The following is a 16,604-nucleotide window of genomic DNA, read 5'->3' as shown; positions in this document are numbered from 1 at the left end:
CCTACACCGGTTAAACAAACAGGTTAGGGAATATTATGCCAGTATCCTTGGCAACGTCAGTATGATCATCTTTGTTTGGGGAATGTGGATAAGGTGAGGAGAAAGTCTGTTTAAAAACGGCTCCAAAAGTGGATTTCAGTATCATGCACTTTTTCTGAAAATGTAGCATACATGTCTCCTTCTTTCGTTAAACCCTTGTTTGTTGAAAATACAAATACGGTTTGGCTGACAATATCTTTCACAAAAATAATAAAGAATAAAAAAAGTCTAATTACTCTTTTTAAGCGATGAATTAGACCTTTTTATCTTCAAGAATAATTATTTTCTTTATTACTATAAATTTCATAAGCAAAATATCCAAACAAATAGCCGAATCCGGCTCCTAAACTAACTGTATATAGTAGAGAAATCGGGGAAAAAATGCCCAAGATCACACCGATAGCACAACCAAAAAGCATTCCAAATGGTATTAAACTATCTAATAAATCTTGGGCGCTTTTTGATTTTTTCTTACCTAGCTTACCATGGTTATATTTATGTTTAAGCCTTTCAATTACAAATACTACAATCACTCCCACTATTACAACAGGCGCAATTGCCATGACAAAGCCCATGTTAGAACCTCCCTTCACTTTTAATTACTTAAAATTCCATTCTATTAAATGGTCGTTTGTTGAAAGTTTTTATTGAAAATCAATCAAATTAATAGTACAACAAGTATAACATGACTTCTATCATTCAAAATACGCATGTTTTTTAATTTTAATCACCTGTCACTAGTGTTTAAAAGTATTAAAGGAGGCAAAAACATTATGAAAATTATTGTTACCAGTATATTCGTAGAAGACCAAGACAAAGCACTCGAATTTTATTCAGAAACGTTAGGATTTGTAAAAAAGCATGACGTTCCTACAGGAGAATTTAGGTGGATAACACTTGTTTCTCCCGATGAACAAGACGGTACTGAGCTTTTACTCGAACCGAATGACCATCCCGCTGCCAAAGAGTATCAACAGAAGCTATTTGCCGATGGCATACCAGTAACAATGTTTGGCGTTGCAAATATTCGTAAAGAGTACAAACGATTAATAGAAAAAAGTGTAAAGTTCACTATGGAACCGACAGAAATGGGCGAAGTCACAATAGCTGTCTTCGACGATACATGCGGCAACCTTATCCAGATAATACAACAGTAGCTTCATCGATAACTTAGTACGATTTTACTGAAAAATTTTAAGTGTGATGAAGTATTTTTTGAAATTAAGAATTAATCAGCTTTATGTTAACCCTGTTGTAATTTTAGGACAGGGTTATACATTTTTAAAAGTTAAAAGCAAATGACATTCCTGTTATTCTCCAATTAAAAATACAGCATTGTGAGTACATTATCATATAATACGAGCACTTTCCTTGAATAAGGAATTGCATCTTTATTCCACTAAACACCATTTAGTTTGAGATGATGTATAATCAAAGAAATTAGATATTAACAAAGGTGATTAAAATGAATATTAAGAAACTTTATAAAGGTGACAAAGTTCCAATGGAATTATTGTTATTGGCTGATCCTTGCAAAGAGATTGTTGAAAAATATGTTAAAAGGGGCGAATGTTTTGTAGCTAAAAGCGAACAGCAAATTGTTGGGGTTTATGTATTACTTCCAACGAGACCAAAAACAGTGGAACTGGTGAATGTTGCAGTCATAGAAAAGCAACATGGTAGAGGTATAGGGAAGCAGTTGGTAATGGATGCAATTAAGGTAGCTAAGACAAAAGGCTATAAAACAATAGAAATAGGAACTGGAAATTCTGGGATTGGACAATTGGCTCTTTATCAAAAATGTGGCTTCAGAATAATTGGTGTTGATATGGACTTTTTTGTTAAACATTATCCAGAAGAATTTTTTGAAAATGGTATCAAGTGCCGAGATATGGTTCGTTTATCTCAAGATTTATAGTGTAAAAAAAGATTAGGGAGAGTTTAATATAATGTCTGATTTCAAAATTAACCATAGAGGTTCGTGTACCCAGACCAAGGGGATTGTCTAGATCTTCCTTCAGATTTCACCACTACATGGACACCTTATCCTTCAGTTGATGGTTCGCATAACCCCAATATCGGACTTTCACCGTCTAGTTGATGAACATGCCTGGCGCACCAATAAAGAAAACAGCATGAAATCAAGCTATTTTTACATTTAAAGTTGAACACTCCCTATTTCAATACTTTTTATTTTCCGCACTCAAAACCCATCCCGTTGCACGAACCGATACCTAAAAAAACAGATCGAACTTTCACTTTATCACTTTACTCTAGTAGCGTAATAAACAATTTTCCTTTATACTATTTAGATACATAAAGATAGTAAGTATTATTATAGTATGGGGGAGAATCGAAAACATGAAGAAGATTGGAATTATCGGAAGTAGTGGAGGTAACCTATACAACTTAGGCGGTAAAGATCCCAAAAAGCTATTAGCCGAAATACAAAATCAAACGAACAGTACTGAGCTAGAATTAGAAACGATTCAGTTTATCGCCGCTAACGAATCGATGGATGCAGCTAAACCAACAACGATAGCATCGTTATGGACAATAAACTCAGATGGAGAGTTTACCCAACACAGTGAAGCAACATTAGAGGAAATCAATCAACAAGCACGAGTGCTAGATGAAGAGATTGCCGGGAAGATTCTTGCTGGGACGATTGACGGATTAATCGTTATGAGCGGGGATCCCAAATCGGCAAATCAACAAACATTAAAAGCAGCTGCTGAAAAAAGAATTCCAATCGTTGGGACTGGTGGCACGTCAATGGCACTAATCAGTTCAATGGGAGCAAATGTTATTGCAACTTCCGGAACAACTGGGACAACTAATCGTACCAGAGCAGTTTCGTTTGTTACTTCATTAACCAATCATTTTGGGTTCTCTTATCGCCCGCTACTTGGAAAACATGATAATAACAATGATCTATCAGATGGGCTTGGATTAAAAAATATAAATATTCGCGGGATTATGATGTCTGCCTTGCCAGGATTTATTGCGATGGCACTTATCCTTGCCCTAAGTAAAATACCTGGTTTTGGCATGCTAGGTGACGTATTTGATGTTTTAATTGGTGCACTTCCTGTAATCATTGCTGTTATTGCTGCTAAGCAGGTATCCGAATTAGATGAAGTGTCGATTGTTGCTGGTGTTATCGCAGGCGTCCTATCAGTAGATGGTGGTATTATCGGCGGGATGATCGGTGGTATTCTTGCCGGGTTATTTGTCAGAGTCTTGTTCCAAAAATTTGTTAAATGGCGCTTCCCAATGACCACTGTTAATATTGCAGCAGGTGGATTTGCTGGTTTAATCGCTGGTCTATTAATCTATTATTTCATAGGCCCGGTGGCTTTAACTCTAGGAGATTTAATTAAGCAAGTAATAGAAGTAACTATAGCATTCAATCCAATTATAGCGGGCTTAATTGCTGGTGTGCTGATTTGGCCAGCGATTCTTGGAGGAATTTATCATGCTGCTATTCTACCAATTGTTTTACTAGAGATGGAGAGAACGGGTAATAGTTTTCTAGGCGCTGTTGATATGGTTGGTCTAGTTATGGTTGCTGCTGGAATTAACCTAGCAAACATCATTAGTCCCCGTGATAAAGGAGAAGCCGCCGTCGCAACACCTGGTTTCGCAATTAATGTCGGCTTTGGAACATTTGTTGAATCAGCCTATCCATTTATGTTTTCTAGTAAGTGGGTGTTTGCCGGTGCACTCGTATCTGGTGGTGTTGGCGGAGCATTAGTCGGCTTGTTTGATATTCGCGGAACAGCATATGTACCGACATTTACTGCACCTCTACTTGCAAATAATCCCCTTGGATTCATTATTGCTATGCTGGTTCCGTTTGCTTTAGCCCTAACAATCACGATTCTAGCAAACAGATGGCCAGCTAAAAAGGTAGAACAAAATGTACACCAGGATGAAAATGAAAAGATTTCGGTATAGTTTTAAAAGTGGTATATAAAATAAGATAAAACTCGCCCTAACTTGTAAGTAGTTCCCTTATGTTGGAGAAGAATAAGATTATATTAAGCGCACTAAATCCCACAAGATTTAGTGCGCAATTTTTTCATTAGCAAACCTGCGTTCAAATGAATCATTTATCATTTTGTCACTTAGAATAATGCCCTAAAAGTAGTGCTAAAACTGGCAATAATTACTATGATAAAATACCAACTGATATAAGATGGAATTCGTTGTTTGATTTACTAAAAATATGTTTTGTAAGTTTTTGTATATTTAGATGAATAAAGTCTTAAATAATTCCCTCTTCTAAGCCAGAATAGTTATGGTAAAATAAATACAGATATTGTAAACGGTTAAAATAAAACTATTTGGTGCGATTCTATATGTACAGGTAGAGGGGAAATTAAAGATGACGGATATTAAAACATTGATTATGTATTTGGCTGGAGTTATCTTGGGATGGTTTATTCTTGGTATTTTTACTGAAGTTTTTACAGCTGACTTTTTATTTGCTTTCTGCACAGGTGCAACTTTTTATCATGTAACAATTACTTCATCTAAGAAATCTCAGAAAAATTGAATTTTCACCAAAGGGTGCTTTGCAACAATAAGGAAATAGCTTAATACTGTAATATAGGAGGCTTTATATGGGAGGATTTATTAACCTATTGCTAGGTGTTGGGATTGTATTTTTAATACTATTTTTATTTGTGGTTTTTTCTAGTTTTAAAAACAGAAAGTAAGCAATGATGCATATTCTTTAAACTAAAAGGTTGCTATTTTTCGAAAGAGCGCCAGTAGATCATTGGTGCTCAAAGCAAAAGAATTAAAATAAAAAACGTCATAGGTTTTGTGTTTGGTAACAGCAGCAATGCTCTATGAATCTAGACAATTTTTCTAGTTACAAAAATAGCTAGAAGTACTGCACTAAACCCTCCTACTAATTTTCCAACAATCATCGCAAAGACAATTTCTTTGTTAATTCCAGCAACAAAACCTAAATGGCCTCCCAAAACGAAAGCACCACTTACAGCAAAGGCAACATTAATTATTTTTCCTCTAGGATCCATATCATTAATTAAAGCTAACATTGGAATGTTATGAGCTAAACTTGCGACCATTCCAGCTGTTGAGGTATCACTAATGCCTATTATTGCCCCAATTTTCTTCAATGGTTTTTTAAGAATAAGTGATATAAAAGATACCATCGGAAATGCCCCCGCAAGAAAAACAGCAATCATCGCAACAATTTTAATTCCTTCAACAAGTGGTGTCATATGAGGGATAACTACTATACCCGTATAGGTTTCAACAGAAATTGCAGCTAGGCCAATTATACCTATAATTTCGATACCTTTTGCAAAAACGGAGAATCCAGCTATCATCTTATCTGTATATTTAAATAATCCGATTGAGATAAAAATAGACAAAATAATAGTAGGTATCAGGTTTTTTATAATAACTAGTATAGATAAATCTGCGACAACTCCACCAATTAAACATCCAATAGGAACAGTTATTAAACCTAATAGAATTCCTTTAGCAAAGTACTTTTGATCTTCCTTTTTAATGATGCTTAGCCCCACCGGGATTGTAAAAGCTAACGTCGGTCCCATCATCGTCCCTAAAAAAACCCACGCAAACAGTTCAGACTCCTCACCCTGAGACATCTCCGTCGCTAATGAATAACCTCCCATATCTAGAGCTAATAGAGTATTCGCAAATGAAGCAGGATCTGCACCAAATAATCCATAAACAGGTGCAATAATGGGTGTTAAAATTTTTGCTATTACAGGTGCTAATGAGATAATTCCAACCATCGCAAGTGTAAGTGACCCCATTGTCATAAAACCATCTGTAAAACGGGTACCAAGTCCCCATCTGTTACCCAAACATTTATCAATCGCACCTAAACAAAAAAAGCCGATTACAATATATACTATTATGTCATTAACCCCCATTTTTTTATCCCCCGTTGTATAAAGGACATATAAATCCCCAATTATTATATTAGTTGTGATGTTTACCTGCTGTATTAGCTCAGGGCATAAGTCCTTCACAATCTAAGCATTTATTTTAACATGAATATTCACAGTAGTAGTAAGATTATCTATCTCAGACTTAATTTTGATTAGAAGGAATGACGGAGATATGGATCGAAAATAGGATAGAAACGTGGAAATTATTGCAATGATGTATCAAAAGAGCTAAGCAACAACATCTGCTTAGCTCTTTTCATTCTTATTTTCCTAAAATGCATGACATTTTTATGCTTTATTTATCTTTATTATCAAACAAAATTTTAGAGCAAGCTATCCTCTAATGTTTTCATTTGATAAAAATATCCTTGTTTTTCCATTAGTTCCGAGTATGAACCTGACTCGATAATTTGACCATGATCCATGACAATAATTTGATCCATCTTTTCTAGTCCTGTCAAACGATGACTGACCAACAGTAATGTGTCATTTTCTGCTTGTGCAAACAGGTGATGATAAATGCTTTGTTCTGTTCGTGAATCTAATGATGACGTTGGTTCATCTAACACCCATAGATGTCCTTTTTTAAGCAGTGCTCTAGCAATTGCCAAGCGCTGCTTTTCCCCACCAGAAAGATTCTCCCCATTTTCCGATACATGATCATCAAGTGAAAACAGATTAAGTTGAACCTTCGCTAACACACTTTTTAGTAAAACATCATCTAGTTCAGTATCTGCAAGCAATAAGTTTTCACGGATAGTTCCGTAAAAGAAGTGATTTTCTTGCAAGACAACTTTTGCCTGCTCCCACATCGCATTTCCTGACACAGTAGATATATCGTGTTGATTCCAGTAAATTTCCCCTGATTGCACTTGCTGTAACTTTAACACAAGCTGTAGCAAGGTGGATTTACCAGAACCACTAGCGCCAACAATCGCCGTTTTTGATCCAGATGGTATCGATAATGAAAGTTTAGGAATCGTTGTCCGCCAATCTCCCATGTAGCCAAACCGGATATCACGAAATATAAGCGCTGGTGCCGCATCTGGTAATTGATCAACTGTTGTAGTAGCCTCACTTACTTGGATGTCCGGGTCGTCGACTACATCATATAACCTAGTCGATGCATCTCGGCTTTCCTGCATATAAATTGGAAACACTGCCATCGGTGCTGCTGGTTCGAAGACTGTTAACGAAATCATCACAAGCATTGCCAAAAAGATCCCATCTAACGTGCCATCGATAACCAAATAAGCACCAACAGCTAAAACAAACCAACTGATGATAAAGGTAATAAAGCCATTGAACGATTGACTATAGACCTTGTTAATATTTTCTTGTTTTTGTTCATTAATGTAGGTTTGTGATTGGGCTAGAAGCTGGTCTTGTTTCAAGTCTAATTGTTGAAACAGCTTCAAATCACGAAAACCATACATCAATTCGGTGATTTCCGTGGAAAGGTCCCCACGTTCTTGTCTTACTCTGCCATTAATTTTCATTTGTCGTAGAGAAAACAGTCCCGGAATAACAATTGCCGTCAGTAAAAATCCGACCAACAAAATCACAGCGATTGCCATCGAATAAAAACTAGTAAAAAAGATTGTACTAACAAAAACGAGTAATAGGACAAGTGGCGGGTAAAAAACACGTAAAAAGAAATTTTGTAAACTCTCTACATCACCAACGACACGACCTAGCAAATCACCACTTCTATATTTATGAAAAACATTCGGCACGAGCGGCTCTAATTTTTCAAAAAAAGCAACACGTAAATTGCTCAAAATCGTAAATGTAGCACGATGTGAATAAAGACGCTCGCCGTATTTAGCGAAAGCTTTAACAAATCCGAGTAATTTAACTGTCGAAGTTAGGATAATCAATGCATAAAAAGGCGGTGTGAGGGCGGCTTTAGAGATAAGGTATCCACTTGCAGCAAATAGACCTACACTACTAATTCCAGCAATGAAACCAAGAAAAATCGCAAGGATAATATCCTTTTTCTCCATCAGCATCAATTTGATGACTTTTTGAAGATCTCTCATGCCTGTTCTCCCCCTTGTTGGATCGAAACCATTTCCCGGTAAGCAGGTAAGTTATCTAACAACGATTGATGTGTCCCAACCGCCTGTAATTGACCATTTTCCAAAAACAGAATCTGATCGGCTGTTTTGATTGTGTGCAGTCGATGCGCCACCGTAATAACTGTCGCTGTTTCATTTAACTTTTCAATTGATTGCTGCAAGATTTTTTCGGTAGCAAGATCAAGACCTCTTGTTGGCTCATCAAGTAAAACAACGTTTGGTTTTTTCAGGAAGGCACGCGCAATCGATACCCGTTGTTTCTCGCCACTGGACAAACCGCGACCTGCTTCTCCAACTTTGGTGTGGTAGTTTTTTTCTAGCGATTCGATTAACGGTGCAATTCCTGCTGATTGTGCAGCTTGTTGAATAGCTTCTTCACTGACAGAAGCAGTTGTTCCCATCGCGATGTTTTCCCCAATCGTACCTGAAAAAATATAAGGATTCTGCGAAATATAAGAAAGCTGAGCTAACCATGATTTTTCCGTAAAGTGTACAAGATCTTGTTGGTTAATTTTGATTGCGCCATGTTGCGGAGTAATCATACCAGCAAGTAGATGAAGCATCGTTGACTTCCCTGCCCCACTTGCACCAACTATTGCTATTTTTTGTTTCGGTGAAAACGTGGCATCGATTGCTTCTAGATGAAAATTACTATCTGGATAGCTAAACCCGAGCTGATCCAACTGAATCGTTGGTGGGACATCCTGCTTGACTAACTCACGTTTTCCCCACTTTATCGTGTCATCTTCTGTGTCGAACTCTTCTAAAACCTTATTCGCTGCTCCCATACTACTTCTGCCATTATGAAACGTCGTACCGAGCTCTTTTAATGCGGTAAAGAATTCTGGTACGAGAATTAATATCACAAATGCGGTAAAAAACGAAATACTTTCATATATAATCAACTGAATGGCTAGTTCTAATGCAACAATACCAATACTAAGCATTGAAATAATTTCAAGCATAAATGATTGTGTAAAAGCAACCTTCAAGATATCCATCGTTGTATCCCGAAAGCCTAAACTACTTTTTTCAATTTCATCTTGTTGCCTTTTTGTTCGCCCAAATAATTTTAATGTAACAAGTCCTTTTAATGTATCTAAGAAAGTGCCCGAAAAAGAAGCTAATTTTTCTAACTTTTCTTCTGACTTTTTTTGCGTTTTCATGCCAATAACAATCATAAAGATCGGAATAAATGGTGCAGATAAAAGCAAAATAATCCCTGAATTAACATGCTGTGTGAAGACGACAATCATAGCAAGTAACGGTACAAATGTACTTTGCATCACTTGTGGGATAAATTGACTATAAAAACTATCCATTTCATCGACACCATCTAGTAGCATGCTTACTTTTTTACCTGTTTGTCCTTTTTCTGCAAGCTGAACAGGCTGCTGGGCATATTTTGTTATTAACCGTTTGCGAACATCACGTTTAACATCACTGGCAATCGATACGCCGATCCGTTTACTTAGATAATCGGAAACAGCTCGAATCAATAATATAAGAACCAAAGCTACTAACCACGTGGTAATAGCTGAAAAAGACAGATTCTCAAGGAAAACACCCTCAACAATAGTTGTCATAAGAAAGGCCTGTACAACAATAGCAAACCCTAGTAACAACGTTAACCCAACTAAAAAATAGAGCCTTTTATTATGCATCCACACGGTTTTCTTTAAATTTTGCATGAACGATTCAGTCCTCTAATACAAATTTTGCGTGCTTGATTACTTTTTCCCTTTAGCATAATCTGCATTAAATAAAAATAAACGCATCAATAAAATCAGCGAAGGAACTAACAAGAGTAGTCCGCCAATAAAGGCTATAATTAATGCTAACCCCATCGATTCATTCGTTACACTAGATTCAATATGGATATATGGATCAAGCAAATATGGATACTGTGCGATTCCATATCCAAAAAATGCAAAGAAAAATTGTAGCATGACCGCAATAAATGCCGTCCCATAATTTCTACCGATATACAAAAGACCCATGGCAATTAAGAAGAATCCCATCGATAAACCAAAAATCCACCACAAATCTAACATATTATCAAAATGGCGTTGATTACGCTGACTTAAAGCAATCATTGTCGTAAGTGCCATAATAATTGTTGGCGTCGCCCAAAACAACGCCCATCTCCGTACTAGTTTGAGTGCACCTTCATCGTTTGCTCTTGAAGCATAGTAGGTTAAAAAGCTTGCACTAATGAATAATATTGCAGCGATCGCTAAGGCGACAATACTCCAAGCTAATGGACTTGTGAATAGCTCCGCATATTTCAAAGAGACAACACCATTTTCTTCGGTAATGAAGCCACCCTCTGAAATGGTCAATGCAACAGACAATGACGCAGGAATTAACAAACCTGTCGCACCATATAAAAACATATAAACATTGCTTTGTTTTGAACCATAATTTTCAAACGCATAAAAAGATCCGCGTATCGCTAGCAAGATGATTGCGAAACTTGCAGGTACGAGTAAAGCTGATCCATAATAATAAGCTGTTGATGGGAAAAACCCAACGATACCAACAAAAAAGAAAACAAGAAACACATTGGTAACTTCCCAAACAGGTGATAGATATCTTGAAATAATTTTATTTATGATGTGATCTCGTTTCGTAACTTTTGCATAATAAGCGAAAAAACCTGCTCCAAAATCAATCGAGGCAACGATTAGATAACCATACAAAAACAACCATAGAACTGTAACTCCTACTATTTCATAACTCATTTGTCATCCCCCTTTTCTAGTTCAGGGTATTGCTTCTCAAATTCTAGTTCAGCTGGATTGTCTTTAAATAATTTCCTTAACGTAATGACAAATAGTGTTCCAAGAACAATATATAGCGCTAAGAATAAAAAGAACATATGCGTTATATATGGAGAAGACGTTGCTGCTTCATTTACTGTCATATAACCTCTTAAAATCCACGGCTGTCTTCCAAGTTCCGCGAAAATCCAACCAAATTCTACTGCTAACATCGCTAGTGGACCACTTAAGGCTAAGAGCCAGAGCATGAATTTATTATTAACGTTCCATCGTTTAATTTTACTTATTACTAGGTAAAGGAAAGAAATAGCAAGTAAGAAAAAGCCAATCGACACCATTAAATCAAACAAATAATGTATCCATAATGATGGCCGTTCGTCTTCTGGTGTTGCTTCTAAACCTGTTACCTCACTCATAAAGTTGCCATGAGCTAAAAAACTAAGAAAACCAGGTAGTCGAATCTCGCCAACTACTTCATTATCCTCGTTTAGCCAGCCGAATAATATCAAATCGGCATTCTCTTCTGTTTCAAATAGCCATTCAGCTGCAGCTAATTTTTCCGTTTGATTGTTCGCCAAATATTTTGCAGAGAAATCCCCCGCTACTGCAGTCAATACAGAAAAAACAAACATAGCTATAACGGTCATTTTTAGTGCCTTTTTATGATAATCTTTAGCACCCTTATTACGTAATAATGCAACAGCCGCAATCGTTGCTAAGATTGCTGCAACTGTAAGATATGATCCACCTACGACGTGCGCAATTCTAACTGGAGAAGATGGATTTAACATCGCCTCTAGAGGGTTAACAGCAGCAAATTCCCCATTTGCTATTGTAAAGCCATCAGGTGAATTCATAAACGAATTTACAGTCGTTATAAATACAGCTGACATACCCGCCCCGATTACAACCGGTAAGGAAATTAGCCAATGCGTGTATTTACCTTTAAAACGATCCCATGTATATAAATAAATACCTAAGAAAATAGCTTCAAAGAAGAAAGCAAAAACTTCCATAAATAATGGTAAAGCAATTACATTACCAGCAAGCTGCATAAAATTAGGCCAAACTAAAGATAGCTGTAAACCAATAGCTGTACCAGTTACAACCCCGATTGCTACTGTTATGATAAAGCCTCTCGACCAGCGTTTTGCTAATAATTCATAATGTTTGTCTTGCTTTTTAATCCCAATAAACTCAGCTAATGAAATAAATAATGGCACACCAACACCCAATGTAGCAAAGATGATATGAAAAGTTAGGGTCATTGCTGTGATTAATCTACTCATGGTGACTGTATCAAATTCCATTTAAAATCCTCCTCGTACATTATCCAATCAAGTGAACCTATATACAAACATGGTCTCTATTTTAACATTTGTTAAATAATAATAGTTATCGACTTTTTGGTAATTTGTGAATGATACATGACCTTTTTGTGACGGTTTAGTGACTTTCACCAATGCGTGGAATCACAGGGAGGAATTGACAGTCACGCATCTATGACAATTTTCTATAAACGACATGGAATAGTGAACCACAATGATCACATTTTAGGATATACCTGTTATTTACGGAGGTTAAACTTACTGGCTTATGGTATGGTTACTTGAAGGTTTATGAACTAAATATCTGTTTTCTTCATTAAAATAGGGACAAGTATTATTTCCTTGCCCCTCCTAGATAACAACTCCATTATAATTTTCGGTACTTATCCTCTGATCTAATTATTATATTTACACCCGAGGCACTGCCACCATGGGGATAGTTTTCCATCTCAGACACATCAATTTCAGTTTCAATTTTCACCCTTTTATCGCCTCTTGCTCTCATATTCACTTGATATGGAGCGTTGTTGTTCATCAGTGATACCATTCTAATATCATCTTCAAAAACATAGTCTTCATAAAATTCGATAGTGAATGAAACATCTTCAAGGCTGTAATTCTTAAAAGAAAGTTCACATACCCCAAGCAACGTTGTCTCATTCTCTAGTTCAAATGTACAATTACTGTCCTCTTGTTGATAGGATAGTGCATAAACTCCTGTTGCGATTGTCTTCTGATAAGAGTTTACTAGGAATGGTGGCAAGAAGAGAACTAGTACTATTGCTAGTACAGTTAATCTACCATAGTGCACTACTTATTAATGTCATTCTTCCACTTTATCATACGCTGTGTTAATCCATACCAAGATACCAGTACCCAGACAACTTCGTCTTAAACTGTACATGCTAAATAACTTATAACATTTCCATATTAACAAAGGGTGTATGATAGTCAATCTGCCCTTTCACTCGTTTATAGGTTGTTTTTTCTCCTTTTAAGTGACGATTAAAATCAAAGATAACTGGCATCCGATCACCACCAATGGCAAACCAAGCCTTTCTTTCTTTTGGGATGTAAGCGGCCGTATGCAATGTTCCTGAGAAAGCACCGTACTTATTAGAGAATACGTCTTGATCCGTGTCGTTTAACAATCGAAAAGCCTGATATACATCGAAATCATTCTGTTTTTTTCCTTCAATAGTCTGCTGTCTCCTGATTGAATCATCCATCCGATAACGATTTTCCTCGGTTAAAATTTCAAAGTGATTCGTACTTATAGTCGATTTCCTCGCAACTACTGATCTTGGGGAAGCTTCGACAACAAATGTCTCTCCCCTAGAATCTAAAATCGCATAAGTGAACGAAGTACGGTGAGGGATTTCCTTTAAGACAGCAATTGCTTCTTCTACTGTTGCACAGGTTTCTAAAATAATACGACCAATCATATTACATACAAATCCATCTTCTGAACCAAGCCGGTTGATGAAGTTATATCCCATTGCAAGTCCTTTTTCATTCATTCCATCAATTCGTCCTGTTATTTGCATTGATGGGCCAATCGTTGCATAGCCCGTGTCCGTTGGCTGATAAATAAGGTATCGCCCTTCATAACCCCCAGGATGGCTATCGTAATTTCGAATTAGAAATTCAGAATTCGATAAAATGGAGCATCCGCTTCTATCATACTCTTTATAATACCCACCAAATTCTCGTAGAGCGTCCTCCATTTTCCAATTTAGTGCATCAGCTAAACCACGAATTTCGTTCAATATACTAGGTATAAATTTGGTCAAGATATCAATCGCTTCTTGTTCATCTATCATAAAATGATGTTTTCTCTTTGATGCCCATTGCTTATTACGATTGGGCAAAATAGGAGAGTCCCTTAACAATTCCCCTTGCATATATCCAAAATCATAATGATTTCCTTTAAACTGAATGATGTCAGTAAAAACTTTTTTCATAGGTAACCCCTTAAAAATTGATAAAAATCCTACTGTTTTAATAGTAGGTTTATTCATTATATAACGTGGTGCATAGGTGTCAAACGAATGACTCAGTGAAAAAATCAGTTAGTAGCAACCAATGATTTTTCCTGACATCCTAGTAGCAGGATGTGATGTTAATCACTATCACAATTATTCAATCATTTATACTAATTAAAACTGCTACTTTTCTATCATTAGATATCGATTTTTTTGCAGATAGGAGAATTATTATGAGTGAATTAATTAATAACCGTGAGGAACATCTAGACCGAAATAATGAAATAAATGGTCAATTCGACATCACTGCATATCAAACTGGGCATCCTGTTCACACATTTATACTAGAAAATAAGAAAATTAGTACGTTACTTGTTAAAATCCAATCCAATCTAGAACAATTTCTAATAGCTGATTCAGAAATAAGTCGTTCAACATTGCTTGATAATCTCAATCAACTCTGGGAAATAGATAGACATTACAGTAGAAAGGAAAACTTGCTATTTCCTTTTCTTGAGAAATACGGAATTAATGGCCCGACAACACATATGTGGGCAATTGATGATTTTATCCGAAAAGCCATCAAGGAGGCAAGAAACGGAATATCCTCTTATTCTGTTGATCAAAAAAATACGCTTGTTAACCATGTGAATTTCGTTATTGAACAGGGATTGGAGATGATTTACCGGGAAGAGAACATCCTTCTCCCGATGGCACTTCGAAAACTTTCTGAAGATGATTGGCTAAAAATTGCTAAACAAAGTCCGGAAATTGGTTATTGTCTAATTGATTCTGTTACCGAGTGAAAACCTGTCCGCCATTCATTAAAGAACGAGCTTGACTTAGAAAATGGCTATGTCCAGTTTCCAACAGGGGCGTTATCAGTCAAACAAATCGAAACTATCTTTAATCACCTGCCAATTGATTTAACGTTTATTGATGACAAAGATGTTGTCAGGTACTTTTCCCATGGAACAGATCGTGTTTTTGTTAGGACAAAATCTGTGATTGGCCGTACCGTACAAAATTGCCATCCGCCCGATAGTGTTCATGTAGTTAATGCTCTATTAAATGACTTTAGAGTGGGAAACAAGGATGTAGAAGACTTTTGGATTCAAACAAAGGACAAGTACGTATTGATTCGTTATTTTGCAATACGTGATCAAGATAAAAATTATCTTGGAACATTAGAATTCACACAAAACATCAAACCAATTCAAGAAATAACCGGTGAAAAACGAATCATGTCCTAATATACGGTGCAGGTATATAGAGCTAAATTAGGATAGTAAGGAGGCCTAGAGATGGTAGAAGTTAAGTTAGAACAAATGAAAGTCGATGAATTGGTCGATAGATTCTATAGCAAGCTCACGAAGAATTACTATTTTAGCTTCATGTTTGCTGAGCGAAATGTAGACATTGATATCCTTAAAAACCGTCAAAAAATATTTATAAATCGTTTACTCAATCACGATCGTTCAGAAGAAGAACAAGACACCGCCGAACAAGTTCAGAAGAGACATTCTTTTCATACCACTCCTGAGCGAGCAAAAATATGGCTGAATACCATGGAAAGTACAATGGATGAAATGAAGCTCGATCATGAGGTGAGAGTTACTTTATTGACAAAGATGAATTTTCTTATGGACAAGTTGATTAAAAATGACAAGATTAACTAAAAGGAGTCAGTTACTGCAAAAAACAGTCATTTTGTGGTAACTGGCTCAATTAATTTAAAAAGAAAGATGTTACGGATTTCCGAAAATTGGTTAAAGAGAATAGCAATAACACAAAGAACCAGCTAAAATAACATATAGGTTGAACAGGGAGATGATATAAAAATGAAAAGAAAAATCTTTGTGGTTACTATATTGCTCGCTGTTGCATTTGGCGCTTATTTATTTGCAATCGGTGGCGAAAAAAGTGGCCCACAAAAAAATGAAACAAAAGACATTAAACAATTAGTGAATGATTACACTTTAGGTAAGATAGAATCTGCGTCTGCTTCTATCACGTCTCATGAGCTCGTCGTGACCGACAATGACAAAAATGAAATTACTTACGACTTGCCTAAAGACGATTTTTTTGTATCGATCGCTCCTTACACTGAGAAAACACATCCTTGTGCAATCCACAGCTTAACTGGCTGTCAAGGTGAAATGGTTGAAGAAGAGTTTAGTGTTTATATTGAAGACATGGATGGAAACGTGATCGTTGACCAAACCTCAAAATCCCAATCGAACGGATTTATCGATTTATGGCTACCTCGTGACAAGACGTATCGGGTAACAATTGCACATGACGGAAAAACATCAGAGTCTGAGTTGTCCACGTTTAAAAATGATAACACTTGCATTACTACAATGCAGTTAACAAACAACAAAAGCGCCTAAACAGGTGCTTTTGTTGTTCTATATAAAAGGACACT

General features: G+C 36.4%; 14 protein-coding genes and 1 pseudogene. 7 read left to right on the top strand and 8 right to left on the bottom strand.

The window, feature by feature from the left end; translation table 11 throughout:
• Window positions 1-308: 308 nt before the first annotated feature.
• Complete coding sequence (locus tag LD272_RS03410; RefSeq protein ID WP_226035190.1) at window positions 309-614, bottom strand: hypothetical protein; 306 nt, start codon at window positions 612-614, stop codon at window positions 309-311.
• 198 nt (window positions 615-812) lie between these two features.
• Here LD272_RS03410 and LD272_RS03405 point away from each other — a divergent pair, with 198 nt between their 5' ends.
• From LD272_RS03405 to LD272_RS03390, 4 genes are all read left to right on the top strand, one after another.
• Window positions 813-1,196 (top strand): VOC family protein, encoded by a 384-nt coding sequence (locus tag LD272_RS03405; protein WP_226035189.1) that lies wholly within the window; start codon window positions 813-815, stop codon window positions 1,194-1,196.
• A gap of 308 nt (window positions 1,197-1,504) precedes the next feature.
• Window positions 1,505-1,957, top strand: a complete 453-nt coding sequence (locus LD272_RS03400) for a GNAT family N-acetyltransferase (RefSeq protein ID WP_226035188.1) — start codon at window positions 1,505-1,507, stop codon at window positions 1,955-1,957.
• A gap of 443 nt (window positions 1,958-2,400) precedes the next feature.
• A complete protein-coding gene (locus LD272_RS03395) occupies window positions 2,401-3,999 on the top strand; it encodes a PTS sugar transporter (RefSeq protein ID WP_226035187.1) in 1,599 nt (532 codons plus the stop codon).
• Window positions 4,000-4,429: 430 nt separating this feature from the next.
• Entirely contained in the window at window positions 4,430-4,600 is a 171-nt protein-coding gene (locus tag LD272_RS03390; protein ID WP_226035186.1) for a hypothetical protein, read from the top strand.
• A gap of 304 nt (window positions 4,601-4,904) precedes the next feature.
• Here the strand turns inward: LD272_RS03390 and eutH are convergent, their stop codons facing one another.
• The 7 genes from eutH to LD272_RS03355 all read right to left on the bottom strand — a co-directional run bounded on the left by eutH (window position 4,905) and on the right by LD272_RS03355 (window position 14,155).
• Window positions 4,905-5,981, bottom strand: coding sequence for an ethanolamine utilization protein EutH (gene eutH / locus LD272_RS03385; RefSeq protein ID WP_226035185.1), 1,077 nt, complete (start codon window positions 5,979-5,981; stop codon window positions 4,905-4,907).
• A gap of 341 nt (window positions 5,982-6,322) precedes the next feature.
• Window positions 6,323-8,041 carry a thiol reductant ABC exporter subunit CydC gene (gene cydC / locus LD272_RS03380; RefSeq protein ID WP_226035184.1) on the bottom strand — a complete coding sequence of 573 codons (1,719 nt, stop codon included), beginning with the start codon at window positions 8,039-8,041 and terminating at the stop codon, window positions 6,323-6,325.
• Window positions 8,038-9,771 (bottom strand): thiol reductant ABC exporter subunit CydD, encoded by a 1,734-nt coding sequence (gene cydD / locus LD272_RS03375; protein ID WP_226035183.1) that lies wholly within the window; start codon window positions 9,769-9,771, stop codon window positions 8,038-8,040. The genes cydC and cydD overlap by 4 nt, the downstream gene beginning before the upstream one ends.
• 39 nt (window positions 9,772-9,810) lie before the next feature.
• A complete protein-coding gene (locus LD272_RS03370) occupies window positions 9,811-10,824 on the bottom strand; it encodes a cytochrome d ubiquinol oxidase subunit II (protein WP_226035182.1) in 1,014 nt (337 codons plus the stop codon).
• Window positions 10,821-12,173, bottom strand: coding sequence for a cytochrome ubiquinol oxidase subunit I (locus LD272_RS03365; RefSeq protein WP_226035181.1), 1,353 nt, complete (start codon window positions 12,171-12,173; stop codon window positions 10,821-10,823). The genes LD272_RS03370 and LD272_RS03365 overlap by 4 nt, the downstream gene beginning before the upstream one ends.
• A gap of 385 nt (window positions 12,174-12,558) precedes the next feature.
• A complete protein-coding gene (locus LD272_RS03360; protein ID WP_226035180.1) occupies window positions 12,559-13,002 on the bottom strand; it encodes a hypothetical protein in 444 nt (147 codons plus the stop codon).
• A 103-nt stretch (window positions 13,003-13,105) separates the two neighbouring features.
• Window positions 13,106-14,155, bottom strand: a complete 1,050-nt coding sequence (locus LD272_RS03355; RefSeq protein ID WP_226035179.1) for a C45 family autoproteolytic acyltransferase/hydrolase — start codon at window positions 14,153-14,155, stop codon at window positions 13,106-13,108.
• A gap of 335 nt (window positions 14,156-14,490) precedes the next feature.
• Here LD272_RS03355 and LD272_RS21710 point away from each other — a divergent pair.
• The 3 genes and pseudogenes from LD272_RS21710 to LD272_RS03335 form a co-directional block, all read left to right on the top strand.
• Window positions 14,491-15,429, top strand: a pseudogene (locus LD272_RS21710) (DUF438 domain-containing protein); the annotation flags it as partial.
• Window positions 15,430-15,480: 51 nt separating this feature from the next.
• Window positions 15,481-15,855 (top strand): globin domain-containing protein, encoded by a 375-nt coding sequence (locus tag LD272_RS03340; protein ID WP_226035177.1) that lies wholly within the window; start codon window positions 15,481-15,483, stop codon window positions 15,853-15,855.
• A gap of 162 nt (window positions 15,856-16,017) precedes the next feature.
• Window positions 16,018-16,569: a CueP family metal-binding protein gene (locus LD272_RS03335; protein ID WP_226035176.1), complete on the top strand. Its 552-nt coding sequence runs from the start codon at window positions 16,018-16,020 to the stop codon at window positions 16,567-16,569.
• Window positions 16,570-16,604: the final 35 nt, after the last annotated feature.

It is taken from the genome of Aquibacillus saliphilus (assembly GCF_020404745.1).
Taxonomy (GTDB): Bacteria; Bacillota; Bacilli; order Bacillales; family Amphibacillaceae; genus Aquibacillus; species Aquibacillus saliphilus.
The sequence above is the reverse complement of the archived record's forward strand: the minus strand, read 5'-3'. Positions and strand labels throughout refer to the sequence as shown.

Excerpts from the sequence above, each read along its gene's own strand:
- LD272_RS03410 (WP_226035190.1), bottom strand. The coding sequence starts at position 614 with ATGGGCTTTGTCATGGCAATTGCGCCTGTTGTAATAGTGGGAGTGATT.
- LD272_RS03405 (WP_226035189.1), top strand. The coding sequence starts at position 813 with ATGAAAATTATTGTTACCAGTATATTCGTAGAAGACCAAGACAAAGCA.
- LD272_RS03400 (WP_226035188.1), top strand. The coding sequence starts at position 1,505 with ATGAATATTAAGAAACTTTATAAAGGTGACAAAGTTCCAATGGAATTA.
- LD272_RS03395 (WP_226035187.1), top strand. The coding sequence starts at position 2,401 with ATGAAGAAGATTGGAATTATCGGAAGTAGTGGAGGTAACCTATACAAC.
- LD272_RS03390 (WP_226035186.1), top strand. The coding sequence starts at position 4,430 with ATGACGGATATTAAAACATTGATTATGTATTTGGCTGGAGTTATCTTG.
- eutH (WP_226035185.1), bottom strand. The coding sequence starts at position 5,981 with ATGGGGGTTAATGACATAATAGTATATATTGTAATCGGCTTTTTTTGT.
- cydC (WP_226035184.1), bottom strand. The coding sequence starts at position 8,041 with ATGAGAGATCTTCAAAAAGTCATCAAATTGATGCTGATGGAGAAAAAG.
- cydD (WP_226035183.1), bottom strand. The coding sequence starts at position 9,771 with ATGCAAAATTTAAAGAAAACCGTGTGGATGCATAATAAAAGGCTCTAT.
- LD272_RS03370 (WP_226035182.1), bottom strand. The coding sequence starts at position 10,824 with ATGAGTTATGAAATAGTAGGAGTTACAGTTCTATGGTTGTTTTTGTAT.
- LD272_RS03365 (WP_226035181.1), bottom strand. The coding sequence starts at position 12,173 with ATGGAATTTGATACAGTCACCATGAGTAGATTAATCACAGCAATGACC.
- LD272_RS03355 (WP_226035179.1), bottom strand. The coding sequence starts at position 14,155 with ATGAAAAAAGTTTTTACTGACATCATTCAGTTTAAAGGAAATCATTAT.
- LD272_RS03340 (WP_226035177.1), top strand. The coding sequence starts at position 15,481 with ATGGTAGAAGTTAAGTTAGAACAAATGAAAGTCGATGAATTGGTCGAT.
- LD272_RS03335 (WP_226035176.1), top strand. The coding sequence starts at position 16,018 with ATGAAAAGAAAAATCTTTGTGGTTACTATATTGCTCGCTGTTGCATTT.